Origin of the sequence: Alitiscatomonas sp. (assembly GCF_037242085.1) — a bacterium.
In the GTDB taxonomy this organism is placed as follows: Bacteria; Bacillota; Clostridia; order Lachnospirales; family Lachnospiraceae; genus Alitiscatomonas; species Alitiscatomonas aceti.
Map to the genome: position 1 here is coordinate 23466 of NZ_JAXXBR010000091.1, position 26148 is coordinate 49613.

Sequence of the window (26148 nt, forward strand, 5' to 3'; positions counted from 1 at the left end):
GGCTGCTCCAGCGCCTTCAGCACCTTGCTCAGCGAAGCGGTATATCTGGAATTGCAGTATTTGATGGCCTGGAACATCCCCCCTCGGTGGCGCACCGGTCGATTTCTTTCCCGTATGGGAGAAGCCCGTCCCAGCCGCCGATGATATATCCCATCTCATCCAGCGCATGGAAGGGGCGGGCCATGCCGGCCAGCGACAGGTGCTCGTTATAATGAAAACGCCCGTCAACCAGAAGCGGCTGATGGGCTTTCAGGTAATTCACGCCCTTCAGGTCGGGCGTCAGAATACGGATGACCAGATCCCCCGCCTCAATCGCCGCGGGAGTGAATACATTCGCCATATTGGAACTGCAGTCCAGGATGACGAAATCCACCAGCTTCGCGGCGTTGACCAGCTGGAGCACCATGGCGTATTTGACTTCCGGGTAGCTTAACGGGTTTTCCCCGGCGGCATACCCCATCAGGCCAATAAAGGGGTAGCTCTTGAGCACTGCGACGTGGCTTGCGACCAGGGAGGTATCAGCTATAAATCCCAAAAGTGCCTGCGGCAATCGCCGGAAAACTGGGTGGTGGTGAAGGGGACCCATGAACCGATCATTGATCCGGAGGCCTTCCAAAAGGTGCAGCTGCTGGTGAACAGCCGCAAGCACACCCGAAGCCGGACCTATGACTTCTTGCTGAAAGGATTGATCTTCTGCCACGAATGCGGCTACCCCATGGCAGTACTCAACCGCAAGAATGCCGCTGGGGAGGATCGCCTGTTCTTTGGCTGCCGGGCCTATCTGCATCCCGATAAGCTGTGCCCGATTGCGAAAGAAGCCGTGGAGAACGCCAGCAAGGCGGCAAGCTGTGAAGCAGAGATACAGGCACTGCAATCCAAAATCACCGCTCAGACCACCAACCTGGATCAGATGTATACGGACCGGCTGAGCGGTCTGCTCTTGGAAGAGGACTTCCAGCGCATCTATCAGAAGGTCAAAATGGATCGCACGGTTCTGGAAGATCGGCTGAAGAGCTTGCAAAGCAGCCGGTGAACACCGAAGAGAAAGCCAGGGCACTGGTGAAGCAGTTTCTGGACTCGGCACTCACCAGTCGGGAGCTGCTAGTCAGCCTCATCGAACGGGTGGAGCTGACCGAGGAAAAAGAGATCATCATCAAATTCCGCTTCCATGAATTGGAGGCGATTTCATAGGTTACGGCAATTCACTGAAAAATTGCCGTAACCTTTTGGGCCAATCATTTACAATAGGTGTGTCGCGATGTATTATAGGCTGCTATATTAATGACACAGGATGTTTGCCTTAAATACAATTTTACTGAAAGCGCGGATGTCAGTTTTAGCATAGTAAGCAAGTTTTCCATTTACTAATATATATTCAATACAGTGGACACGTGGAAAGATATATCAGGAATGAGCCATATTAACAGGTGTGAGATCATTGGACCAAAGCGTTTTAGAGATGAGATCCAGTCGGAAATAATGAAAGCATATAAAAAATATTGTACATAATATAGTTTTCTGAACATGAGAGTCTTCCGGCAGGCCAGGACCCTGACTTAGGATCCCCGGCCTGCCGGCAGCCTCCTTTCCTAATACTGATACTTTTTCCTGTATTTTATAAACATAACAGCGGACAGTAAGAACGCCGCAGCTTCAGCGGCTGGAGTTGCCAGCCATGCGCCTGTGACGCCGAGGATGGCCGGAAGGATCAGCATGGCAGCCACCATGAACACAAAGGAGCGGGAAAAGGCCAGAACCGCGGAAACCAGGCCGTTGGACAGGGCTGTGAACATGCCGCTGGCAAATACGTTAAAGCCGATGAAGACCAGGGCGGAGGAGCAGATGCGGTTTCCTGTTACCGCCAGGCCATAAACGGGATTGTCCGGCCGGGCGAAGATGGCCACCAGGGGCTCTGTGACCGCCAGGGAGACGATCAGAGCAGCCGCTCCAATGAAACCGATGATCTTCATGCTGAGACGGATCAGCTTCTTTAATTTATCCTGGTTCTGCTCGCCATAATAGAAGCTGATCATGGGTGCTACGCCATAGGAATAGCCGGTATACAGGGATGTGGCGAACATCAGGACGTACATGATGATGGTTATGGCCGCCACACCGTTTTCTCCCACATATTTCAGCATGGTCCAGTTGAACATCATGGTGACGATGCCAGTCACCAGAGCTGCCGCCATTTCCGAGCTTCCGTTGGAAGCAGCGCTTATCAGGGTCCTGATCCTGCACACGGGCTTTACAAAATGGAGCAGGCAGTCTTTTTTGGAAAAGATCACAAGACCGGCCACTGCTGTCACGGAGTACCCCAGCCCTGTGGCAATGGCTGCCCCGGCGATCCCCATATCCAATATGGAGATGAAGACATAGTCCAGGACTATATTCAAAATTCCTCCCGTAATGGAACAGACCATGGAAAGAGCGGACTTTCCGGCGGCGATCATGTACAAGGTGAAATTGTTCATCAGAAGGATCGGAACCGTAAAGATCAGATAACGGCTCAGATAGATACGGCAGTAGCCGGCCACGGCGGGAGACAGGTTCATGGATCCAAAAAGGCGGTCCATGACCAGATAGCCCAGGCCGGACATGATGAGTCCCACCGCCACGTTTACAGCGATCAGAAAGGTGAAGTCTTCGTTGGCTTCCTGGGCTTTCTGCTGTCCGGCCTTCCGCATGATGACGGCGCTCCCTCCGGTGGCCAGCATGGTGGAGATGGCTGTGACCAGTGAGATCACAGGCGCTGTCAGATTGACGGCGGATAAGGCATCAGTTCCTATGAGGTTAGATACAAACAGGCCGTCCACCATGGTATAAAAGGACATGAACACGGTCATAACGATGGTAGGGACGGAAAACATCAGCACGTTTTTCAGGGTAACGGGCTGTCGATATGCATTTTCACCGGACATAAATAAAAATCCTCCTTGCATGTTACGGTATGTTTTTATCATAAACCGTACAGTAACAGTATAGTCAAGGGGGATTTTGAATATTTTTTGATTAAGGAACTAGGATCAGCTCGCAGGTGCATTCCTGGAATTTTTCCCGGGCCTTTTCATTTAAGGAATCCAGGGCGTCGGACAGGTCCTGGACCTTCAGGCTGCCGGTTTCGATCTTAAAATATACGGCGACCCACAGATGACGCCCGGTCCGCGTGATATCGAAGAAAACCGGGGAGAAGCGATACTGCTCCAGGACCGGTCCGCAGAGGGCCTTGATCTCATTTATAAATTCCTCATCCGGCGAGAACAGGAATATATCCCGGACGGCGCTCCACAGAACCTTGATGCTTTCTGGAAGCATGAATACCATAACAAGGACGGCCACGATCTGGTCAAAATATGGGGTGATAAATCCCAGGGGCGTTTTTTCCAGATAACGGGACAGGAAAAAGGCCAGGGACATGCCCAGACTGTATACAATATCCAGTTTCCATCCCAGAAGCTCTGCGGTGATGGTGGGCGAGGACAGGTTCCGGTTCAGCCGCTTCATCAGAAGAAAAATGATGATGCTGGCTGCGCCGAGGCAGAACTGGAAAAGGGAGACCTGGGCATTGTTTATGGGATTACCGCCGGATAAAGCGGAATCCAGAACCTCCGCAGACACGCCCATGGTCACGGACAGCATCATAACGCCCTTGATTATGACAAATATGGATTCCAGCTGGAAATACCCATAGGGATGCTTTTCCGATACGGGCTTATGGAACAGGGGCGTCAGGAATAGGAGCAGGGCAATGAAGACCAGCTCCGACGCATCATATACAGCGTCCGTCAGCGCAGACTGGGAATGGCTGTATATGGCAAAAATAAATTCTGCGATGGCAAACAGGAGTCCCGAAAAAAAGGACATCATTAAAATCTGTTTTTCTTTCTTTTCTGTGATCATACGACACCTCTTTGAATGTAATTTTCTGTGTTCAGGCTTATACAGGCAAGGTATCATCTCATTTCTCAAAGGTTTAAAGAGCATTATACCAAATGCTGGAAGAAATGTACAGTTATTGAAGAACGCTTCTGTGATACGCTCCGGCGGGGCCTGGAGGAAAGTTTGCTTTAAAACGGTGGAAAAACTGCCTGTTATGGATTAAAATAGTGGATAAGAGAAATCACAAGGAGGGATCTGCAATGCTGGAAACAGGAACAAAAGCGCCGGCGTTTGAGCTGCCGGACCAGAACGGAGTCATGCACAGACTGGAGGATTACAAAGGAAAAAAGGTGATCCTGTATTTTTATCCCAAGGATAATACTCCGGGATGTACGAAGCAGGCCTGCGGCTATTCGGAGCGCTATCCGCAATTTATGGAGAAGGGCGCGGTGATACTGGGAGTCAGCAAGGACTCTGTGGCCTCCCATAAAAGGTTTGAGGAGAAATACGGCCTTGCGTTCACTCTGCTTTCCGATCCGGAGCGGACGGTCATCGAGGCCTACGATGTGTGGAAGGAAAAGAAGAATTACGGGAAGGTGTCCATGGGCGTGGTCCGCACCACCTATCTCATTGACGAGGACGGCATCATCATCCGCGCCAATGATAAGGTAAAGGCAGCAGATGATGCGGAGAAGATGCTGGGAGAGATGGAATAGGCTGGGTTTGTGCAGCATCATTCGCTAGGAAAGGAGTCCCCCAAATGAAAGAAATAAAGATCCAGGAGCTGGAAAACATCAAGATCGGAAGCGCAGAAAACAAAGACGCCGCCACCGGCTGCACGGTGATCCTCTGCGAGCAGGGCATGGCAGCGGGGCTGGATGTCCGGGGAGGCGGTCCGGCGTCCCGGGAAACGGAGCTCTTGAAGCCCACAGCGGCGGCAGAGTCGATCCATGCGGTGCTGCTGTCCGGAGGCAGCGCCTTTGGGCTGGATGCGGCCGGAGGCGTAATGGAGTATCTGGAGGAGCGGAATATCGGCTTCGATGTGGGGATCACAAAGGTTCCCCTGGTGTGCGAATCCTGCCTGTTCGACCTGATGGTGGGAGATCACCGGGTCCGGCCGGACAAGGCCATGGGCTATGCGGCCTGTGAGAATGCGGAAAAGGGCAATTACCGGGACGGGAATTTCGGTGCCGGGACCGGAGCCACTGTGGGAAAGCTTTACGGACCGGAGTTTTGTATGAAGTCGGGGATCGGAAGCTACGCGGTACAGATCGGAGAGCTGCAGGTGGGAGCCATTGTGGCGGTCAACGCTCTGGGAGATATTTATGACTGGAAGAATGGTAAGAAGGTTGCCGGACTTCTGGAAAAGGATAAAAAGTCCTTCCTTTGTACCGAGGACGAGGTCTATAAGAGCTATGAGGTGGTAAAAAATAAGTTTGTGGCCAACACCACCATCGGCGCGGTCATCACCAATGCGGCCTTCCACAAGACCCAGCTCTGCAAGATCGCGTCCATGGCCCACAACGGCTATGCCCGTTCCATCCGTCCGGTCCATACGACGGCAGATGGTGACAGTATCTATGCCCTGTCCACAGGGACGCTGGAGGCGGATCTGGACATGGTGGGTACTCTGGCAGCTCAGGTCATGTCGGAAGCCATTCTCCGGGCTGTTATGAGTGCGGAGACGGCCTATGGTTTTCCGGCGGCCAGGGATCTATAAAAAAGAAGAACGCTCCGGGACAAAGGCGCCGCAAGGGCAGCCAGATCCCGGAGCGTTTTTTATGGAAATTTTACTGCTGTTTCTGGTAGACCACATTTCCTTCAATGAGGACTGTGGCAGCCGATGTATAGAAGTTAAAGGGATCGCCGTCCCAGATGACGATGTCGGCGTCCTTACCGGGCTCTAAGCTTCCCACCCGGTCCTCCAGGCCGCAGGCGCGGGCTGCGTTGATGGTCACGGCCTCCAGGGCTGTCATGGGATTTAATCCCTTTTTCACCATCAGCGTCATCTGGACCATGGAGAGCTCCACGTTCATTTCCGGATGGCCGGTGGTGGCGGCAAATTCGATGCCGTTTTCTTCCAGAACAAAGCCTGCAATGGGATCCCGGTAACGGTTTTCACTGTTCTTTTCTCCGTAGACCGGTCCCAGCACGCAGCGGACGTTGTGCTTCTTCAGATCCTTTGTGATCCTCCAGGCATCCACACAGTTCTCTACTGTATAGGTGAGGCCGAATTCCTCGGCGATGCGCACGGCAGTCATCATGTCATGGCCGCGCTTGGCGATGAATTTTACGGGCATTCCGTCGAATACGCGCATCAGGGAGTGGAGCTTCATATCGAATTTCGGCGGCTTATTTGCCGGATCCTTCTGGGAAGCGGTCCACTGGTCATGATAGCGTTTCGCCTTCATCAGAGCCTCGCGGATCAGGGCTGCCGTGCCAAGTCTTGTCATGGGCGATCTCTTTCCGCCGTATGTATTTTTCACTCCGTCAGTGAGGCACATTTTAATGGCGATCTCAGGCACCATGACCATTTCTTCCACCGTATTGCCAGTGGTTTTGATGGCTGCGCAGGTTCCGCCGATGGGGTTTGCGTTGCCCGGACAGGTAACGGCTGTGGTCACGCCTCCGGCCAGAGCCATTTTAAAGCCCTCGTCCCTGGGATTGATGGCGTCCATGGCCCGCACCTGGGGTACAATGGGATCGGTGGTCTCGTCGGCGTCGTTGCCCTCAAACCGGAAGACCTCTTCTTTGACGCCAAGGGAGCAGTGGGGCTCGACGATACCGGGAGTCACATAGTTTCCGCAGGCGTCGATGATCACGTTGCCCTGGCCGTATTTCTGGCAGGCGTCGTCACAGATATCAAGGACCTTTCCGTCCTTTACCACCAGATCCTTTTTCTCTTTGTAGATTCCGGCCATGTTGATCAGATTACAGTTTTTGATAATCAACATTGCTTTCACCTGCCTTTCTTTCATATGCGATCTTTCCGTCGATGAGGACGATACCGGCCTGGTACATGGTGTCTAACGGTTCCACATCCCAGATGACGATGTCAGCGTCCTTACCGGGCTCGATGCTTCCGACTCTGGAGTCGATATCTGTGATCTTTGCAGCGTTTAAGGTCACGCTGCGGATTCCCATTTCCCTGGACATTCCGTTTTTCACATAAAGGATGACCTGGAGGAGCTGGTCCTCAATGGGAACGAAGGGAGCGTCGGTGATCAGGGCGAAGGTGACTCCGGCCTCCTCCAGGATCCGTCCGGCTTCATAGGAGCGGTTCTGGCATTCGATCTTGCTCTTGCCGCCGACGGTGGGGCCCAGCAGGCACTCGGCGTTGTTTTTCTTTAAGAATTCCGGGATCATCCATCCTTCGGTACAATGCTCGATGGAGTAATGAAGGCCGAATTCATTGGCCACGCGGACAGCAGTCTGGATATCGTCTGCCTGATGGGCATGGATCTTGACCCGCATTCCTTCAAATACCCGCATTAAGGAGTGCAGGTGGAAGTCGAACGGGAAATCCGGCTCCTGGCCATGGAGCTTATAGTTTTCATAATATTCCTTTGCCTTAAAAAGCTCCTCCCGCATCAGGGCGGCGCTCATCATCCGTGTTCTGGGAGCCTTTCCACGGTTTCCGAAGGTCATCTTTGGGTTCTCTCCCAGAGCCATTTTCATGGCCAGCTCCGGGCAGATGAGGCGGGATTCCATGTCCTCGCCGGCGGTCTTGATGGCTAAGAAGGTTCCGCCGACGATGTTGGAGCTTCCGGGACCGGTCACAACGGTGGTGATCCCCTGGCGGAGAGCCGCGTCAAAGGTGGCATCCTCCGGGTTGATGGCATCTAAGCCCCGCAGTCCCGGAAGGACCGGCTCCGTATACTCATTTCCGTCCATTTCCTCGCGGCAGGCGGTTCCCCATAGACCTGCATGGCAGTGGGGGTCCACAAGACCGGGAGTGACGGTGCGTCCGGCGGCATCGATGATCTGGCAGTCCTCCGGCACCTCTCCCACCTGGCCGACCTTTACGATCTTTCCGTCGTCGATCAGGATATCGCCGGTCTGCTCATACATACCGGCCATGGTGATTAAATTTCCATTTTTGATCAGCAGCAATTGAAAAGCACGCTCCTTTCTTAGATCATAGCTCTAAATCAGTACTATTGTACAAATTTTTTGTGAAAATGTCAAAGAAATTATGGAACATAGGGAGGAAAAACAAAAAATATATAGAGGACTGGGAGATCTGGTTGTTTTTCTGTATATGAGCGACTATAATGGAATTGAATGAAAAATACAGGGGGGGGGTATAAGGTGGAAAAGCCCACAATGCTGATCGTATCTCAGAGCTCAACGACAAATGTAGGAATGCGGTCCTATTTAAATCATATATTTAGTAAATATATCCATCTGGAAACCTGCCTTGCGGCAGATGTGGATACGGAACGGATGGAAAAGGCGGATCTGGTACTGTTCAGCTCCAGATCCGCGGCCAGGATCGCGGAGCCTCTCATGATGCCGAAGATCCGGTATCTGATCTGTATCCGGACCTTTAACCATACGTATTTAAACAGGATCCTTTCGATCCCGTCCAATTCGGAGGTGTATCTGGTCAATGATTCGGAGCGCTCGGCAAAGGACAGCATACAGCTTCTATACACACTTGGGATCACCCAATACCGTTTCATTCCATACTATCCGGACTGTCCGGAGACGGATCCCAGGATCCAGTATGCGGTGACGGTGGGAGAAAATAAGCTGGCTCCCAGGAACGTCCAGACGCTGGTGGACATCGGGATCCGGATCGCCGATATTTCGACGATCTCGGAGATCGCCTCATTTTTCCATCTGCCTTTAAGCCTGGCGGATGTGGTGTCCTTAAATTATATCAACCAGTTTGTGCAGCTTTTGAAAATATCCAATCACCAGCTGAGCCAGGCCACCAACACGAAGTTCATTACCCAGAGCATCATCAGCAATATTGATACCGGCGTCTGTATTGTGGATGACGGGGGGAAGATCCAGATGATCAATAAGCAGTTTAAGGAGGCCCTGGATATTCCCAGATCCCACCTGGTGGGTACGCTCCTTAAGGAGGCGGTCCCGGAGCTGGACGGCATTGCAAAAAGGTCCCAGGACCAGCGTTCCCCATTTTTCCTGGTCTGCAGGGGTAAGGAGGAGCCTCTGAAGCTGACAGTCCAGGAGATCCGGGACATGAACCACCGGAGACTGACCATGATCCACTGCCATATGGACCAGCCGGCCCTGGAAAGACCGGCTCCAGAGGGGGATACGGAAGGAAACGTTATAAAGAGAGAAGGGGCCTACTTCCGCTTTGATGATTACCGGACGGCCAACAGCCGCTCTCTGCGCATGGTGGAGGCGGCCAGACGGATCTCCTTAACGGATTACCGGGTGCTGATCTCCGGGGAGCCGGGTACGGGAAGAGAGGTGCTGGCCCAGGCCATCCACAATAATTCCAGGAGAAGTGCAGAGCCCTTTATGAAGCTGAATCTGACGGTCTTGAGTGAAGGGCAGATCATGGAGGAGCTGTTTCCCGGAGACGGCCGGGAGGGGATCTTAAATCGGGCAGAGGGCGGGACCCTGTATCTGAATGGCATTCACTGTATGTCGATATCGATGCAGAAGGAATTTTTAAATATGATGGACCAGATGCCCGACGTGCGGTTTATCGCATCCACGGAAGAGGATCTTTATACCATGTGCCAGGAGGGGAGGTTTTTAAAGTCTCTTTTTTATATGATCGGCGAGGTATCCCTGGAGACATTTCCCATCCGCCAGAGACCCGAGGATATTCCGCTTTTATTTGAGTACTTTATACGGAATATCTACAACAATTCAGCTCTGCGCTGGACCGATATGTGCAGCGAGGAGCTGTGGAACAGCCTGACGGCGTATTCATGGCCGGGCAACGGAAAGGAGATCGAAAACCTCTGTAAGTATGTTTACTGTTTTCATTCGGAGGGAAAGCTGACCATCCGGGATCTTCCGGCTTACATAAGGCTTCAGATGGCGAAAAAAACGTCGCTGCTTTCTCCCCTGGAAAAACGGGTCTTACAGACGGTGGCCCAGAATCCGAAGACCGGGCGGGCCGGTCTCCAGGAAATTTTGGAGAATGAAGGGATCCAGGTGGCGGAGGGAAAGATCCGGAGCATCCTTCAGAGTCTTTCGGAGCAGGGACTCATAAAGGTGAACCGTACCAGAGGGGGCTGTGAGATCACAGAAACAGGAGAGCTCCAGTTAGAGTAAAATACAAAAGGGATTAGGTTATTTAAACGAAGGAGAAAACTTCTTTAAAAACCTAATCCCTTTATTTTGTCTGATAATTTACGATATGGACGAAAAATGACAGTTTCTGCTTTGACACACAATATATGTATTTGTATAATAAACACAATGAATCCCAAGCAAATATCTCAAATATATACAGAATACACATAAATGAGTCATGCACATTTAGTAAAATGCAATGGTCAAAAACAGGGAGGCCAGGATAAAGACGCCTCCGGCCAGAAGCGGCTCCTTATAGGTGGCAGCCGGTTTCTTCTGGGTCAGATAGTCGGAATAGGACCCGAGCTGTTCGGGAGCGGGAGCAGCAGAGCTTCCGGGATCCTTTTCTTCCTGTGAAAGATCGGAGTTCTTTCCCGAGCGGGCCAGCTTTTTATGGGAGTAGACCAGCAGGTCGAAGGAGCCAGCGTATTTGGCCAGGCGGAAGCAGCCCAGGATCATTGGAAGCATGCCGCCGATGAAGAGGCCGTCGATGAGCCGGTAGAGGAAGATCTGGTCCTTCTGGAAAAAAATGTAGGCAGCAGCCACGGCGATCCCCAGGACCACGTAGTTTTTCAGATTTTTGACTGAAAGTGAAGACATAGATGCACCGTCCTTTGTTTCTAAAAATGATTATGAGTCCTATTATACCTGGATTGGAAAGAAAGTCAAGAAACGCCAGTCGTTATTTATGGGCGGAAGCCCTGCAATAAAAAAGGAGGAATGAGTGAATGAAGAAAAGAGTATTAGCAGCAATGATGGCATGTGCCATGGCAGCCGGCCTGCTTTCCGGGTGCAGCAGCGAACCGAAGAATCCCGGGGATTCCAATGAGCCGGTGACCACAGCCGCAGCTGGGACCTCCGGAGAGAGCCAGGCCGGAGAGATAGCCTCGGCGGAAGAGTCCGGGCCGAAGATCTTCCATGACTATATGACGACGGATGTGGATACTATTAATCCACATATTTATACCATGAGTGTATCCGGCGACGTGATCGCCAGAACTTCTCTCCAGCTTTACCGCCAGTACCCCAACATGGAGGGGACCAGTTTCGAGTACCTTCCGGAGCTGGCAGAAAAAGAGCCGGAGAAGGCGGATGAGGAAGGAAAGGTATGGCATATCAAGATCCGTGAAAATGCCAAGTGGGAAAATGGAGACGCCATTGACGTAGACGATGTGATCTACTCCTTTAAGATGTGTCTGGATCCTATTATGGTCAACAGCCGTGCCTCCCAGCTTGCCAGCGACTATATCACTATTACCAAAGCATCGGATTATTCTCTCCAGGGGAACGCCGGAACTGTTGCCTGGGAGGACGTAGGAATTAAAAAAGCCGACGACTATACCCTGGAGCTCCAGCTGGACGCTCCCGTAACGGCTGAAGACATTAAGTCACATTTTAACTATGTATGGACCTGCCTGGTTCATGAGCCTACTTATGAGGCATGTATGAGCGAGGACCGAAGCACAAACACTTACGGATCCACCAGGGAAAAATACATGAGCTGCGGCGCATTTATCCTGGACCAGTGGATCGCAGGCTCCCAGTTCGATATGAAGAAGAACCCGGATTTCGTTCTGGGCGATAAGATCAAGCTGGATGGCTACAACTATAAGATCGTGGGCGACCGGAATACAGCCCTGGAGCTTTACTTAAACGGCGAACTGGACGCGGTTTCCTTAAGCCCGGAATCCATCGAGCAGTATATCGATGATCCCAGCATCAAGAAAGCCCCGGCCACTTCGATTCAGACCCTTACCATCAACCATGGAAATACCAACAACAACGGGATTCTTGGAAATTTAAATTTCCGTAAGGCATTATTCTATGCGGTTGACAGAGAAAGCATCGCCAAGATGACAAACGGGATCCCGGCCAATTACCTGGTAGCAAGCAAGTGTCTCGGCTTAGATGGAAAGACCTACCGTGACATGGAAGAATCTCAGGCTCTTTTAGAGCCCAATCTGGGCTACGATCCGGCAAAGGCGAAGGAATATTATGAAAAGGCCCTGGAGGAATGCGGTCTTACAAGTCTGACCCTGACCTTACAGTATAACGAGACCAGCGCCAATAATAAAGCAGCTTCTGAATTTCTGCACAAATCTCTGCCAGAGGTATTTGGCGACAGCTTTACTCTGGAATTGATGGCAGGTTCTACTTCTGTATTAAACAGCTATATCAAGGGCTGGAAGGAAGGCGATCCCAACAGCTTCGAGCTTCAGTGGAGAGGCTGGAACACCAGTACTCCGGCTCCGTGGAACGGACTTAAGGTTTACAGCAGCATGTATTCCAATAAGAACGAGCCATATTACAACGACGAATTTGACGCCCTTTGGGAAAAGGCCAACTACGATATCGAAGCGAAGCTGGATCCTGCATACCGCATGGACCTCACAAGACAGATGGAAAAGATCGTTCTGGATGAAGTGGCGGCCTGTCCGGTCTATGAAGCTCCGTCCTACAATCTGATCAGCTCTAAGATCCATCTTGTATGCGACGAATATATCCCCGGCTATGGCTTTGGATACATTCTCAGTACAAAGGACTGATCGTTTGCAGAATAACTGACAGGAACCAGGATGGGGGTGCTGCGAAGATGCTGTTTTGCGGCATCCCCATTTTCTAATCTGATGTGGAAAGGAACATGTCTTATGGCGAAGTATACGATCCAGCGAATTTTAGCCATGCTGCTGACCATGTTTATCATACTGACCGTGGGATTCATGGTGATCCGCCTCATGCCTGGGGGGATTTTTGACGATGCGGTGGATATGACCCATGAGCAGAGGGCGGCCCTGGAGGCAAAATATAACCTTGATAAGCCGATCATCGTCCAGTACGGCCTGTTTTTAAAGGGTCTGATCTTAGAGGGAGACTGGGGGACATCCCTTAAGATGAACATTAACGTGCCGGTCTGGGATATTATAAAGACCAAGATCCCGGTGACGTTATATATTAATTTCTTCTCGCTGCTGATCTCCCTGCCGCTGGGAATCGGCCTGGGGATCGTGGCGGCCATACGGAAAAACTCCATCACCGACTACCTGATCTCGTTTCTGGTGGTCATCTTTATCTCCGTGCCGTCGTTTATCTTTGCGACGCTGCTCCAGTATTTCGTGGCGTTTAAGGGTGGGCTGTTCCCGATCATCTTCGATGCCACATCCACTGGCTGGGCCAGGTTCCATGGTCTGGCACTTCCCATCATCGCCCTGTCCTTAGGCCCCATTGCCCGTGTCACCAGGTATTTGAGGGCAGAGCTGGCCGAGACCATCAATTCGGACTTCATGCTCCTTGCCAAGACCAAGGGGCTTACGGAGCGGCAGGCTACCTTGAACCATGGGATCCGCAATTCCCTGCTTCCGTTAATGAACATCATCGTTCCCATGTTCACGAGCATCATGGGCGGAAGTCTGGTGATCGAGACGATCTTTTCGATCCCCGGCATGGGTGGTATCATGGTCAAATCCGTCAACGCGCCGGATTATACAGTGACCCTTGCAGTACTGATTTTTTACTCGCTGGTTTCTCTGATCACGGTTCTGATCGTGGATCTGTCTTACGGCATTGTTGACCCGCGTGTGAGGATGGGAGGGAAGAAGTAATGGCAAAATTTTATTCTTCCGATTTGCCTGAATACCAGGTGGAGCCGGAAAGCTTTGAGTTTGTCCAGATGGAGGGCGAGATCGCTGATGAAAAGTTCCAGGATAAGCCCATCGGCTTCTTTAAGGACGCCATGCTGCGCTTCTGCCGCAGTAAGGTTTCCATCATCGCCTTCATAGGGATCGTGATCGTTCTTCTGTTCGCTGTGTTTGCCCCGGCCCTCAGCCGCTGGGACTACAACGACCAGGATCTGAACCGCATCAATCTTCCGCCCAAGGTGCCGGTGCTGGAAAACTATGGGATCCTGGACGGGACCCGGTGGCTCACCAACCGGCGGGTGGACTCTCTGGAGGATACCTCCCGGTATCCGGAGGGCAGTATCTTAAAGGTCATCAATCACCGCACGGTCCAGGGCGTGGAAATGTGCGATATTAAGGTGGATTATTATAAGTACTCCGGCGTGGAGGACGGAACGTATTTCTGGATGGGGACCGACTATCTGGGCCGGGATCTCTGGGTGCGCATGTGGCGCGGCGCCAGGGTCTCCCTGCTGATCGCCTTTATTTCTGTGATCTGCAACGTGTGCATCGGTATTGTATACGGCTCCATCGCAGGCTATTACGGCGGAAAGGTGGATATGATCATGATGCGTATCACCGAGATCATCGGCGCGTTCCCGGAAATCGTGGTGGTGACTCTGTTCATCCTGTTTTTTGGTACGGGGATCCTTTCCATCATCCTCTGCCTGGTGGTCCAGAACTGGATCGGAACGGCCAGGATGATCCGCTCTCAGTTTTACCGCTATAAGGGCAGCGAGTACGTGCTGGCGGCCAGGACCCTGGGCGTCAGGGACATGGCTCTGATCTTCCGCCATATCCTGCCCAACTCCATCGGCCCCATCATTACCAGGGCCATGATCGCCATTCCGGGCGCTATCTTCACCGAGTCCTTCTTAGCTTACATTGGACTGGGGATCCGTGCTCCGGAAAGCTCCATTGGCGTTCTCTTATCCCAGGGCCAGAAGGTGATGCAGCAGTATCCCAACCAGGTATTTTTCCCGGCGGTGGTGATCTCCCTGTTAATGATCGCCTTCAACATGCTATCCAACGGCCTGCGCGACGCCTTTGATCCGACCCAGCGGGGCGCATAAGGAAAGGAGAGAAAAGTATGGAACCAATTTTAAGCGTAAAAGATCTTTCCGTATCCTTCAATGCCTTTGCAGGAAAGGTGCATGCGGTGCGGGATGTGAATTTTGACCTGTATAAGGGCGAGACCCTGGCCATCGTGGGGGAGTCCGGTTCTGGAAAATCCGTGACTACCAAGGCGATCTTAGGGATCCTGGCCAAAAACGGCCATATTGACAGCGGCACTATTATGTACCAGGGCCAGGATATGGCGAAGTATAAGGAGGCCGATTTTTATAAGATCCGCGGAAAACGGATCTCCCTGGTATTCCAGGACCCGCTTTCGGCCTTAAATCCCATTATGAAGATCGGAAAGCAGATCACCGAGGCTCTGATCTTAAGCAAGGTCATTGAAAAGTCCAAAGCCAAGGCCCGGGCCATCGAGCTTATGGAGGCTGTGGGGATCCCCAACGCCGCCGAGCGGTATGACGCTTATCCTTTCCAGTTTTCCGGTGGTATGCGCCAGAGGATCGTCATCGCCATCGCTCTGGCCAGCAACCCGGAGATCCTGATCTGTGATGAGCCGACAACAGCCCTGGATGTGACCATCCAGGCCAGGATCCTGGAGCTGATCAACGATATGAAGCGGGAAAGGGATCTTTCGGTGATCTTCATCACCCACGATCTGGGCGTGGTGGCCAACATGGCGGACCGGATCTGCGTGATGTATGCAGGACGCATTGTGGAAGTGGGGACCTGCGAGGATATTTTCTATCGGCCGGCCCATCCTTATACCTGGGCGCTCCTTTCGGCTATGCCGGACCTTCACACGGAGGAGACGCTGTTTGCCATTCCCGGTGCGCCGCCCAACATGCTGCATCCGCCCAAGGGAGATGCCTTTGCGGCCAGGAATAAGTATGCCATGAAGATCGATTTTGAAAAGGAGCCGCCGTACTTTAAGATCTCCGATACCCATTATGCCGCCACCTGGCTGCTTCATCCCGACGCGCCCAAGGTGGAGATGCCGGATATCTTAAAGCACAGGATCGCCAGGATGAGGGAGGAGGCAGGATATGAAATCGGATAACAGAAAAGAGCGTGACCATATCCTGGATGTGGAACACTTAAGTATGCACTTTACCACAAAAAAGCGCGGGAAAACCTCGGTGGTGAAGGCTGTGGACGACGTTTCCTTTTATGTGGAGCGGGGAGAGACCTTCGGGCTGGTGGGGGAATCCGGCTGCGGAAAGACCACCACAGGCCGCACCATCATCCGTCTGTACGATCCCACCAGCGGGACCGTGTCCTTTGACGGAAAAGAGATCAGCGGGAAGATGGATAAGAGCCTGAGAAAGTATATCACCGACAACATTGCCATGATCTTCCAGGATCCCATTGCCTCTTTAAACCCCAGGATGACGGTCCAGGAGATCATTGCCGAGGGCTTAAAGATCCGCGGGGTAAAAGATCCGGAGGAGCTGCATCGGCAGGTGGTGGCCATGCTGGAGCACGTGGGGCTTCAGGCGGAGCACGCCTCCCGGTATCCCCACGAATTCTCCGGCGGCCAGAGGCAGAGGATCGGCATTGCCAGGGCGCTGATCGTAAAGCCCCAGATGGTGATCGCCGACGAGCCAGTGTCGGCTCTGGACGTTTCGGTCCAGGCCCAGGTCATCAATCTGCTGAACCGGCTGAAGGAGGAGATGGGGCTGACCATTCTCTTCATTGCCCATAACCTGTCGGTGGTCAAGTATTTCTCCGACCGGATCGGCGTGATGTATTATGGAAAGCTGGTGGAGATGGCGGATTCCGACGAATTATTTAAGAATCCCATGCATCCGTACACCCGGGCCCTGCTTTCTGCCATCCCGGAGCCGGATCCTATCAATGAAAAGAAGCGGAAGAAGATCCATTATGATCCGGAAATGCACCGGTATGGGGATGGAAACCAGCCTTCTTACCATGAGATCGCTCCCGGGCATACGGTGTACTGTTCAGATGAGGAATTTGAGGAGATAAAGAAGCAGTGGAAGGCGTAAGAAAATAGAAGTAAGAAATGGAAGATGCTGCAAAGGGCAGGCTTTATATTCCCTTTGCAGCATCTTTTATGCCATAGGAAAGTGCCGTCCTACGACATAAAAAACGCTCCGCGGGGATCGCCATGCGGCGGAAGGGAATATTCATATGCGCCCTTGTGGGACTGTGCTATACAGTCTTTAAGGGAAAAAAGCAGCCGCCAACTACCGCAAATAGTTGACGGCTGAACAGCTGCGGACTGTCTGAGGGTAAGCCGCTTCTGTGGCTTTCCCTTTTTCTATATTTAGTATATCATATCTGAAAGAAATTACAAGTATCAGACTTCCGTTTTATTCCCCATCCTGTTTTGTGAGCTTTAAGTACAGAGCCAGCTCCATTTCCAGGGCAATGGCCAGTCCGCGCTCATCCAGCTGGAAGCTGCAGTTGTGATGGGGGCTGGAGGTGATGGGACGGTCCGGATCGGCCATACCCACATGGAAGTATGCGCCGGGCTTTTCCATCAGGAAGTATGCGAAGTCCTCCCCGCCCAGGGAACCGGATTCCTCCACCGGTGTGTACCCCATAGTATCTGCCGCATCTGCGATCACATCTGCGTATTCCGGCGTATTGATGGTGGCCGGGTATCCCAGGGTAGTGGTCACGTCGCAGGTCATTCCGTGGGCCTCGCAGATGCCGTGGCTGATGGAATCAATGTGGCCGAAGATCTGCTGGATCAGGTCATTGTCCTGGGTACGGATGTTGCCGCCCAGGGTAACGGTATCTGTGATGATATTGGGGTACTGGCCGCCGTTTATGTAGGAGACGGTGAATACTCCGGTATCTGCGGGGGCCTTCTTTTCTGCCAGGATCTGGTTTAAGGCAGAGGCCAAGAGACAGGCCACGGGAACCGGGTTCTTTGCGTTGTGGGGAGCGCTTCCGTGTCCTCCCTTGCCGTGGATAGCCACTTCATAAATACCGATGGCCGCGGAGCTGGAGCTGTGGCTTAAGGTGATGGTCCCCAGGGGATGGTTGGAGGAGCTGTGCATTCCGAATACCATGTCCACGCCGTCTAAGGCATGATCTGCGCAGAGGGCCTTTGCTCCGCCGGGAAGCTTTTCCTCCGCTGCCTGGAAGATGAATTTTACAGTTCCTTTTACCAGCTCCGGATGCTCAGATAAGATCCGGGCCAATACTAAGAGACAGGCGGCATGGGTGTCATGGCCGCAGGCGTGCATGATGCCGGGCGTTTTGGATTTATAGGGGAGATCGTTGTTTTCTTCCACAGGAAGAGCGTCGATATCTGCCCGGAAGGCGATGCAGGGACCAGCCTCCCGGCCCTTCAGGATTCCCACCGTGCTGGTGCCGGTGATCCCGTCCTGGAGGGCAATCCCCATGGAGCCAAGGGCCTTGCGGATGTACTCTGCGGTCCTGTATTCCTCAAAGGAAAGCTCCGGGTTTTCATGGAGATGGTGGCGGATCTCTTTTAACGGTTCTTCATAGGAGTGGACCAGGTCTTTGACAAATTGTTTCATTTGTGTGTTCCTTTCTTATATTTTATGTTTTCTGATAAAATAAAGTATATAAAGAATTCACAGATTTTACAATAGCGGGGAAGGAAAAAGGATGATATAATGAATTTAGACAGGAGGCGGGGAATATGATCGATCTGGATGGGATGATCTCCATCCCATATTTGAAAAAAACCACGTTTACGGGAAGTGAGAAAGAAATGAATTTCATGATACGGAAGGAAGCGGGAGAGAATGGCGACGTTCTTCAGGCCGCTGCCTGGCCAGGACCCTATATTTTTTCTGTGACAGAGGATGAAAAAAAGAAGTTTCAGGAATTTTCCTTCGATAACGAGGGGATCCGGAATGCAGTGGACTGGCTGAACCGATTTTATGGAGAGAACTACGGAACGGATGAGGAAAAGGCGGATACAGAAAAAAGGCAGCTCTGATGGATTTCAGACTGCCTTTGCTGTATCTGTTTTTTATATGGTCACAGACCGGGCGGAAAGATCCAGGAGCACCTGGGAGAAATCCGGTTTTAAAAGCTCCAGGACCTCCAGGCGTTTTTCGGCCAGAAGGGAAAACTGGGATTCCGTAAGCTGGAGCTTGGCATTCCAGGAATCCTGGCCTGCAGGATCCTTCCAGACGCGGACGCGGAAATCAGAAAAGCCCAGCCTGGTGAGACCGGTCTCCGCCCGCTCGATCTTTTTTAGGATCTCCTGGTCGATGGAGCAGCCAGTGGGGACTCTGGTGGCAAGGCAGGCATAGGCCGGCTTGTTCCAGGTAAAGAGTCCCGCGTTCCGGGAATATTCCCGCAGGGCCTTTTTGGTGACGCTGCAGATCCGCAGGGGAGAAAGGACCCGGAGCTCCCGCAGGGCCCGCATCCCGGGCCGGTCCCCGGCATCGTCGGAGGCGTTGGTGCCGTCCATGATCTCCAGGAAGCCGTCCTTTTCTGCCGCCTCCAGGATCCTTGAAAAGATGGCGTTTTTACAGTGATAGCAGCGGTCGGAGGGGTTTTCCCGGACTGCGGACAGCTCCAGGACGTTTAAGGGGAGTATGGTCATCTCGGCTTTCAGGGAAACGGCCAGTTTTTTTGCGTCCTCCAGTTCAAAGGCCGGCTGGAAGGGGGAAGCTGCATAATAAGCCCGGACATGACAGCCGCAGGCCCTGGCCGCGTATAGGAGATAGGCGGAGTCAGTCCCGCCGGAAAAAGCCAGAGCCATTTTCGGGTGGTCCTGGAAAAATTCCCGGAGAGCGTCGGGAATGGTCTGTCCGAAGGTCTCCATGTACAGGTCCACCGTTCCCAGAGCTTCGTGGACCAGGGCTCTGGCAGCAGGGTTCTTAAAATCCGTCCGTTCAAAGGGCTTTCTATAATACCCCTGCTCCTTTACAATCTGGATGCTTTCCCGGTAGTTTAAGTCGAATATAAAGCATAAAAAGCCGATCCACTGGTCCAGATGGGTCTTCCTGGCACGCCGGTCCACGGAAACATGGTCCCGGAGAGCTTCCATGACCGTTGGTGTAATGGTTTCCCGGGATATCTCTTCCTCGGAGGCCCCCACCACATCGGTCATGTCGTCGGTGGCGAAGACGCGGAAGATGTCACATTTATCGGCGTCCCGGATGAGGCGACACAGCTCCAGGACCTCTCCGGCGGAGCAGCAGGGCCCCGGCGCTCTTAAACTCTGGGCGTCATCGGGACAGGAAGAGGCTGCGGCCGTCACGGTGGGATCGATCCTCAGCTTGTTATGGTTTTCGATGGCAGTGAGAACGGCTTCCCTGTCTGTCTCAGGCAGCCGGTCCAGCACATGGTTTTCCCGCAGGACCCGGCAGCTTAAGGATGCGTGGTCCACGCTTTTATGGTCCAGGAAGGTGTCGTACTGTTTTAACTGCTCAAACCGGCCGATATCATGAAAAAGGGCGCATAAAAGGGCCAGTCCGGCGGTGTGGGGCGGCAGAAGGCGCTTCTGGCACAGATTTTCCATGACGGAGACAACGGCATAGGTATGGACGATCTTAAGGGCAACTCGGCCGTCTGTGTGATCATAGCGGGCCGCATAATCGTCAAAGTATTTTTTATATTCATTGAAATCGATCATTGGCAGAAAATTCCTTTCTTGGGGGATCCGTATCCCTCCGGGAGAATGAAGTGCCGGATTTTGGCGGCGATCGGATCTGTTTGTAACGCATTATATCATGACCGGTCTGGTTTCACAATATGGGGGCTGGCGGACTTCCTGGGGATTTTCACATTTGGATTTTCTGAGAGGAAACCCTTGGAAGAATCCGGTCCAGAGTGCTATAATGAAACGGTCAGGCTCCTGGCCAGGCTCTGGCATCAGCCAGAAAAAACAGATAGAAAGAGTGGAAAACCATGCCGGCAAATCAGACAGCAAAAAAGAAGAGATACGACATGCTGACAGATCATCCAGGGAAAGCGCTTTTATTTTTTGCCCTCCCCATGATCTTCGGTAACCTGTTCCAACAGCTTTACAATATCACAGACTCGGTGATCGTGGGCCGCTTCGTTGGGGAAAATGCCCTGGCGGCCGTGGGCGCGTCCTACGCCATCACCAACGTGTTCATCGCCATTGCCATCGGCGGCGGAATCGGGAGCTCGGTGATCATCTCCCAGTTTCTGGGAGCGGGAAAGATAGGGAAAATGAAGACAGCCGTATTTACGACCATGATCAATTTCCTGGTGATCTCTGTGATCCTGGGGACCGTTGGTGCTGTTTTTAACCATCAGATCCTTTCGTGGGTCAATACGCCGGAGGACATTTTTTCCGATGCAGCCCTGTATCTGGCCATTTATTTTCTGGGTCTTCCGTTTTTGTTCATGTACAATGTCCAGGCATCCATTTTTAATTCCCTGGGAGATTCCAAAAGACCGCTGTATCTTCTGATCTTCTCCTCCCTGTTAAACATTGCGCTGGATATGGTGTTCGTGATCTGCTTCCATCAGGGAGTCCGTGGAGTGGCGGTGGCAACGCTGATCGCCCAGGGCGTCTCGGCGGTACTCTCCTTTTTCCTTCTGATGCGGAAGCTGAAGGGGTATGAGGAAGAGGAAAAATATGGCTGTTATGATTTCGGGATGATGCGGTCCATGGTGAAGATCGCCGTTCCCTCCACGCTCCAGCAGTCCATCGTCCACATGGGCATCCTTCTGGTCCAGTCCGTGGTCAACAGCTTCGGTTCTGCGGCCCTGGCAGGCTATTCGGCAGGAAGCCGGATCGAGTCCTTAAGCATCGTTCCCATGCTGGCCATGGGAAATGCCATGTCCACCTTTACGGCCCAGAATATTGGCGCTGGAAAGCTGGACCGGGTGAAGGAGGGCTATAAGATGTGCTATGTGACCGTGCTCACTGTGGGCGCGGGCCTGTGCATCATGTACCAGCTGTTCGGCGGCGCGTTTGTGTCCATGTTTTTGGAGAGCGGCGGCAGCACTGCCTATTCTGTGGGCGTTTCTTACGTGAAATTTCTTTCCTTTTTCTATGCCTTCATCGGCCTTAAGGCCACTACCGATGGTCTTCTCCGGGGAGCTGGGGATGTGGCGGCATTTACGGCGGCCAATCTGGTGAATTTGTCCATCCGGGTCATCGTCACCAACGTGTTTGCCCCTGTTTACGGGATCCAGGTGGCATGGATGGCCGTTCCCATGGGCTGGGCGGCCAACTATATCATTTCCTTTGGCTGGTATCTGACGGGAAAATGGAAGCGGGTGAAGGTAATATCTGCAGACCAGGGAGAAAAGCGTAAAAATTAAATATATAGGGAGGGATCCATATGGAGGAGAGACTTTTAAAGTATTTCAGGGATCACGAGGCGGAGATCTTTGGGGATCTGGAGCGGCTGGTGAAGGCAGAGGCCAGCACATCGGATCTGGAGGCTCTGGCCGAAACCAGGAAGGTCCTGGAGGCTTTGATCCGGGAGCGGACGGGAGAGGAGCCGCTGGTCTATGAGCGGGAGGGAGGACATGATCTGGTGCGGTTTGAGCTCGGACAGGGAGAGGAAAAACTCCTGATCATTGGCCATTATGATACCGTACATCTGATCGGCGCCATTCAGTACCGCACAGAGGGAGACCGGCTGTATGGCCCTGGTGTTTCGGATATGAAAAGTGGTCTTATCTCGGCCATATGGACGGCCAGAGCCTATAAGGAGCTGGGGATCGATCCGGGGAGAAAGCTGGTCTTTATTTTCAATGGAGACGAGGAGACGGGAAGCCATGAATCCTCGGACATTATCTGCGGACTGGCAGAAAACGCCCGGGCGGCCCTGGTCTGCGAGCCCTGTGTGGGAAACGGGGATCTTAAGACAGGAAGAAAGGGAAATATAAAATTCAATGTGACGATCCATGGGAAGGCCTCCCATGCGGGAAATGCCCATAAGGAAGGAATCAACGCCATCCAGGAGATGGCTGCGGAGATCCTGAAGATCCAGGCACTGACGGATTATGAGGCCGGCACTACGGTCAATGTGGGCATATGCCAGGGAGGAACGAAGGTCAATGTGGTACCGGCTGCGGCCAGCTTTTCCGTGGACTGCCGCTATAAATCTATGGAGGAGGGCCAGAGGATCCGACGGGAGATCCTGGAATTGCCGATATCTGTTCCTGGTGCGTCCAGGGAGGTGGAGATCGTGGAAGGGAAGCTTCCCATGGAGGAGACCCAGGGGAACATGGAGCTGTTTGCGGCTGCGAAGGAATGCGGCAGGAAGCTGGGACTTTCGTTTTCCCACCAGTTCGTAGGCGGGGGCAGCGACGGAAACGCTGTGTCAGCCATGGGGATCCCCACCCTGGACGGCCTGGGAGGCTGGGGGGACGGGGCTCATTCCGAAAGCGAATACCTGCGGATCAGCCAGTATATTCCGCGGATCGCGCTGCTGGCTTCGCTGATTCTGGATATCCGGTAGAACAATATAGAAGAAAGCTGCTGCGGCAGGGGGATTTTGAAGATCCTCTGCTGGCAGCAGCTCTTTTTTTGAAATACAGATACAGATCCGGCTAGTTTTTAATGGCAAATGTCAGCTCTGCCTTAAACAGATCCCCGTCAATGGTGATCTCGAACCGGCCGCCCTGGAGCTGGGTCAGGTCCTTGGCAATGGAAAGGCCCAGTCCGCTTCCCTCGGTGGTACGGGACGTATCGCCGCGGACGAAGCGCTCGGTCAGCTCGTCGGGGCTGATGTTTAACGGCGTGGCAGAAACGTTTTTAATGGAGAATACGACCTCGGAATCCCGGTCCTCGATGCCTACGTAGACGCGGGTGCCTTCCATGGCATATTTAAAGGCGTTGTTGTACAGGTTTTCCAGTACGCGCCACAGCCGTCTGCCGTCGGCCTCAATGAGAATCACCTCATTGGGGAGGGTCGTAACGATGTCCAGATGACGGATGGCGTATTTTTCCTCAAATTCACCATTGGTCTGCTGGACCAGCTCCACGATGTCGATATTGGCCATATCCAGCTTGATATTTCCGGAGCTGGCCCTGGAGGCCTCCACCAGATCCTCGGTCAGCGTCTTAAGGCGCTGGGATTTCTGGTCCAGGACCTCAAGATATTTCTGGATCGTGGGATCCTGGGGCTTTTCGCGCTTGATGAGATCCACATAGTTGATGATGGAGGTCAGCGGCGTCTTAATATCGTGGGATACGTTGGTGATCAGGTCTGCCTTTAAGCGCTCGCTTTTTACCTGCTCGGCCAGAGCCGTTTCCAGACCGTCGCTGATGCGGTTTAAGCCCTCAGCCAGCTGCGCCTCCAGGCTGGAAAACTGGGAAACGTCCACCTTGTAGCTGGTCTCTCCGGAAGCCAGCTTGTCGATGGCCTGGTGGAGCTTATCGGTCTGGACCGCGTTGCGGTACAGGAAATAGAATACGACCAGATTGCCCACCACCCAGAAGGAGAGACCGGCCAGGAAGGGAACAGAGGTAAACCCGCTTCCCTCGCTCTGGATGAGGTAAAATGCCCCCAGGGTGATCGTAAACACATTGGCCGCCAGATAAAGCGCAAAGCTTAAGGTCAGACGGTATTTGAAGGTGCTTTCGGAAAGGGTCTCCGTCAGATCATGGAGGAGGCTGTTGGTCCAGAGGCTTTCTGCCTTATAACGGCGGACCAGGCTGAAAAAGGTCAGGATCCCCACCATATACAGGCTTCCGAACATCATGAGACGGCTGGCGCGGTCCCAGTAGCCTTCCGTTACCAGAAGGTGAAGGAGCTTTGATGCCAGAGGGGCCAGAAAGGCGGCGCTTATGTAAGCGGCAAAGGCCATTAACAGAAGCATCAGATCCGTTTTGATCTTATCAAAGGGATAAAGGACCACGGACCGGTCCCCAAGAGCCGGATGGCCCGAGGCAAACATAAGGAAAACAAAGGTCAGAAGGCAGCCGGCCAGGCCGATGGAGGCCAGGTAGAGTCCGTTTACGAAGGTCTTCCTGGAGCTGTTGTACTGGGTGTACGCATGGGCATAGTCGTCCAGGGCCTTGTAGGTGGTGTCCAGGCCGATGACCACATAGTTGTTGGAGCTGTTGTAGGGATTGGCCTTGGCCATGAGGGCCGGAACACTGGGGAAGGTGGAATTAAAGTTCGTCCTTACGGCCAGGTCATTGGAATCCCCGGAATAATAGATATATTTTCCCATGGCCATCATGTCGTCGATGGTCATTTCCGGCGCATTGGTGTGGATCTCATAGATGGCGTCATTTTTGGAATAAAAAGCCACACGGAAATAAAAGTTGGTGAAATCCGACATGAGCCGGGAATATATGGAGTAATAGGAAGAGAACCGCTTCAGGATCTCATAGGTCAGCTCCGGCAGGGTGGCAAAGGACTGGTCGGGTCCCGTCAGCTCCTCCTCGGACTGATAGCAGCGCCAGCGCACATAATACTGCTCCTCATCCTCTGCGCTGAGGTTTTCGGGCCCGCCCTTTAAGGCATAGTTGTCGGCCTCATCCATATAATAGCCCAGGGACTTTCCGTATAGGATGATGTCGTTGAGGGTATAGCTCTTGTCTCCGCCGGGGCCGGAGGAGACGTCCAGGACCATTTTATTGTAGTCCACCTCTCCGTTGGTCTCAAAAAGCTCCTGGTACTGGATATAGTCGAAAATACTGGCGATGTCGGCCTGCACCTTCTTATTAAAATCCGGAGACTGGTCGAAGGTCTCATCCTCGATCCAGTCCAGTCCGCGGCCGTAGTTGCTGTTCAGATACATGAACCCGACTCCGGTGAGCGCGATTAGGGCAAAGATAAAGTGCAGAAAACCGGAAAAACGCTTCAGAAAAAAACTCGGTGTATTCTGGCTCATCTGGATTCTCCTTACTGTTTCTCGATCTTATAGCCCACGCCCCAGACCACCTTTAAGTAGCGGGGTTCCTTGGGGTTGATCTCAATTTTTTCGCGGATATGGCGGATGTGGACGGCTACGGTATTGTCGGCGCCGATGGCATCCTCATTCCAGATCTTTTCGTAGATCTGGTCGATGGAGAATACCTTTCCGGCATTCTTTACAAGGAGCAGCAGGATGTTATACTCAATGGGCGTGAGCTTGATGGGCTCGCCGTCCACCGTCACCTCTTTATTTTCATCATTGATCATGAGACCGCCGCACTTATAGACCTGGGAGCTGTTCTGCTGGTTCAGGTTTCCAAGCTGGGTGTAGCGGCGGAGCTGGGATTTGACCCGGGCCACCAGCTCCAGGGGATTAAAGGGCTTTGTGATATAATCGTCCGCCCCGATGTTTA

Annotated in this window: 23 protein-coding genes; 13 read left to right on the forward strand and 10 right to left on the reverse strand. The window is 52.8% G+C overall.

Annotated elements, in window-relative coordinates:
- Positions 1-28: 28 nt before the first annotated feature.
- A complete protein-coding gene (locus WIH05_RS09480; RefSeq protein ID WP_337425301.1) occupies positions 29-490 on the reverse strand; it encodes a hypothetical protein in 462 nt (153 codons plus the stop codon).
- Positions 491-496: 6 nt separating this feature from the next.
- Between WIH05_RS09480 and WIH05_RS09485 the strand changes: the two genes are divergently transcribed.
- Both WIH05_RS09485 and WIH05_RS09490 read left to right on the forward strand, forming a co-directional pair.
- Positions 497-1033 carry a recombinase zinc beta ribbon domain-containing protein gene (locus WIH05_RS09485; protein WP_337425302.1) on the forward strand — a complete coding sequence of 179 codons (537 nt, stop codon included), beginning with the start codon at positions 497-499 and terminating at the stop codon, positions 1031-1033.
- A complete protein-coding gene (locus tag WIH05_RS09490; RefSeq protein ID WP_252207511.1) occupies positions 1030-1191 on the forward strand; it encodes a hypothetical protein in 162 nt (53 codons plus the stop codon). The genes WIH05_RS09485 and WIH05_RS09490 overlap by 4 nt, the downstream gene beginning before the upstream one ends.
- Positions 1192-1589: 398 nt before the next feature.
- Here WIH05_RS09490 and WIH05_RS09495 read toward each other — a convergent pair whose 3' ends face one another.
- Together WIH05_RS09495 and WIH05_RS09500 are read right to left on the reverse strand one after the other, a co-directional pair.
- Positions 1590-2921, reverse strand: a complete 1332-nt coding sequence (locus WIH05_RS09495) for an MATE family efflux transporter (RefSeq protein WP_215653379.1) — start codon at positions 2919-2921, stop codon at positions 1590-1592.
- Positions 2922-3012: 91 nt separating this feature from the next.
- Positions 3013-3900: a cation transporter gene (locus tag WIH05_RS09500; protein ID WP_337425303.1), complete on the reverse strand. Its 888-nt coding sequence runs from the start codon at positions 3898-3900 to the stop codon at positions 3013-3015.
- A gap of 239 nt (positions 3901-4139) precedes the next feature.
- On the opposite strand from WIH05_RS09500, the gene bcp reads away from it, so the two are divergent.
- A complete protein-coding gene (gene bcp / locus WIH05_RS09505) occupies positions 4140-4595 on the forward strand; it encodes a thioredoxin-dependent thiol peroxidase (RefSeq protein ID WP_158359761.1) in 456 nt (151 codons plus the stop codon).
- A 44-nt stretch (positions 4596-4639) separates the two neighbouring features.
- Positions 4640-5599: a P1 family peptidase gene (locus tag WIH05_RS09510; RefSeq protein WP_337425304.1), complete on the forward strand. Its 960-nt coding sequence runs from the start codon at positions 4640-4642 to the stop codon at positions 5597-5599.
- A 70-nt stretch (positions 5600-5669) separates the two neighbouring features.
- Here WIH05_RS09510 and WIH05_RS09515 read toward each other — a convergent pair whose 3' ends face one another.
- Positions 5670-6833 carry an amidohydrolase gene (locus WIH05_RS09515; protein WP_337425305.1) on the reverse strand — a complete coding sequence of 388 codons (1164 nt, stop codon included), beginning with the start codon at positions 6831-6833 and terminating at the stop codon, positions 5670-5672.
- Positions 6811-7992: an amidohydrolase gene (locus tag WIH05_RS09520; protein WP_215653375.1), complete on the reverse strand. Its 1182-nt coding sequence runs from the start codon at positions 7990-7992 to the stop codon at positions 6811-6813. Before WIH05_RS09520 ends, WIH05_RS09515 begins: the two co-directional genes overlap by 23 nt.
- Positions 7993-8190: 198 nt before the next feature.
- Here WIH05_RS09520 and WIH05_RS09525 point away from each other — a divergent pair, with 198 nt between their 5' ends.
- On the forward strand, positions 8191-10146 hold the full coding sequence (locus WIH05_RS09525; RefSeq protein WP_337425306.1) for a sigma 54-interacting transcriptional regulator: 1956 nt from the start codon (positions 8191-8193) through the stop codon (positions 10144-10146).
- A gap of 207 nt (positions 10147-10353) precedes the next feature.
- Here the strand turns inward: WIH05_RS09525 and WIH05_RS09530 are convergent, their stop codons facing one another.
- Positions 10354-10767, reverse strand: a complete 414-nt coding sequence (locus tag WIH05_RS09530; protein WP_022274417.1) for a DUF3899 domain-containing protein — start codon at positions 10765-10767, stop codon at positions 10354-10356.
- A gap of 128 nt (positions 10768-10895) precedes the next feature.
- Here WIH05_RS09530 and WIH05_RS09535 point away from each other — a divergent pair, with 128 nt between their 5' ends.
- The 5 genes from WIH05_RS09535 to WIH05_RS09555 all read left to right on the forward strand — a co-directional run bounded on the left by WIH05_RS09535 (position 10896) and on the right by WIH05_RS09555 (position 16924).
- Positions 10896-12713: an ABC transporter substrate-binding protein gene (locus tag WIH05_RS09535; RefSeq protein WP_337425307.1), complete on the forward strand. Its 1818-nt coding sequence runs from the start codon at positions 10896-10898 to the stop codon at positions 12711-12713.
- 102 nt (positions 12714-12815) lie between these two features.
- Positions 12816-13766 (forward strand): ABC transporter permease, encoded by a 951-nt coding sequence (locus WIH05_RS09540; RefSeq protein WP_022274415.1) that lies wholly within the window; start codon positions 12816-12818, stop codon positions 13764-13766.
- Positions 13766-14914: an ABC transporter permease gene (locus WIH05_RS09545; protein WP_022274414.1), complete on the forward strand. Its 1149-nt coding sequence runs from the start codon at positions 13766-13768 to the stop codon at positions 14912-14914. The genes WIH05_RS09540 and WIH05_RS09545 overlap by 1 nt, the downstream gene beginning before the upstream one ends.
- A 17-nt stretch (positions 14915-14931) precedes the next feature.
- Positions 14932-15975, forward strand: coding sequence for an ABC transporter ATP-binding protein (locus WIH05_RS09550; RefSeq protein WP_337425308.1), 1044 nt, complete (start codon positions 14932-14934; stop codon positions 15973-15975).
- Complete coding sequence (locus WIH05_RS09555) at positions 15962-16924, forward strand: ATP-binding cassette domain-containing protein (RefSeq protein ID WP_337425309.1); 963 nt, start codon at positions 15962-15964, stop codon at positions 16922-16924. The genes WIH05_RS09550 and WIH05_RS09555 overlap by 14 nt, the downstream gene beginning before the upstream one ends.
- 327 nt (positions 16925-17251) lie before the next feature.
- Here WIH05_RS09555 and WIH05_RS09560 read toward each other — a convergent pair whose 3' ends face one another.
- Positions 17252-18433 (reverse strand): amidohydrolase, encoded by a 1182-nt coding sequence (locus tag WIH05_RS09560; protein ID WP_262427095.1) that lies wholly within the window; start codon positions 18431-18433, stop codon positions 17252-17254.
- Positions 18434-18558: 125 nt separating this feature from the next.
- On the opposite strand from WIH05_RS09560, the gene WIH05_RS09565 reads away from it, so the two are divergent.
- Positions 18559-18861 carry a hypothetical protein gene (locus WIH05_RS09565; RefSeq protein ID WP_022274409.1) on the forward strand — a complete coding sequence of 101 codons (303 nt, stop codon included), beginning with the start codon at positions 18559-18561 and terminating at the stop codon, positions 18859-18861.
- Between the two features lie 33 nt (positions 18862-18894).
- Here the strand turns inward: WIH05_RS09565 and WIH05_RS09570 are convergent, their stop codons facing one another.
- Entirely contained in the window at positions 18895-20511 is a 1617-nt protein-coding gene (locus WIH05_RS09570; protein ID WP_337425310.1) for an HD domain-containing protein, read from the reverse strand.
- A gap of 275 nt (positions 20512-20786) precedes the next feature.
- Between WIH05_RS09570 and WIH05_RS09575 the strand changes: the two genes are divergently transcribed.
- A complete protein-coding gene (locus WIH05_RS09575) occupies positions 20787-22178 on the forward strand; it encodes an MATE family efflux transporter (RefSeq protein WP_252207509.1) in 1392 nt (463 codons plus the stop codon).
- 20 nt (positions 22179-22198) lie between these two features.
- Positions 22199-23326 carry a M20 family metallopeptidase gene (locus tag WIH05_RS09580; protein ID WP_022274406.1) on the forward strand — a complete coding sequence of 376 codons (1128 nt, stop codon included), beginning with the start codon at positions 22199-22201 and terminating at the stop codon, positions 23324-23326.
- Positions 23327-23417: 91 nt separating this feature from the next.
- On the opposite strand, the gene WIH05_RS09585 is transcribed toward WIH05_RS09580, so the two are convergent.
- On the reverse strand, positions 23418-25712 hold the full coding sequence (locus WIH05_RS09585) for a HAMP domain-containing sensor histidine kinase (RefSeq protein ID WP_022274405.1): 2295 nt from the start codon (positions 25710-25712) through the stop codon (positions 23418-23420).
- Between the two features lie 11 nt (positions 25713-25723).
- A partial coding sequence (locus WIH05_RS09590; protein ID WP_337425311.1) for a response regulator transcription factor occupies positions 25724-26148 on the reverse strand: 425 nt, incomplete at its 5' end.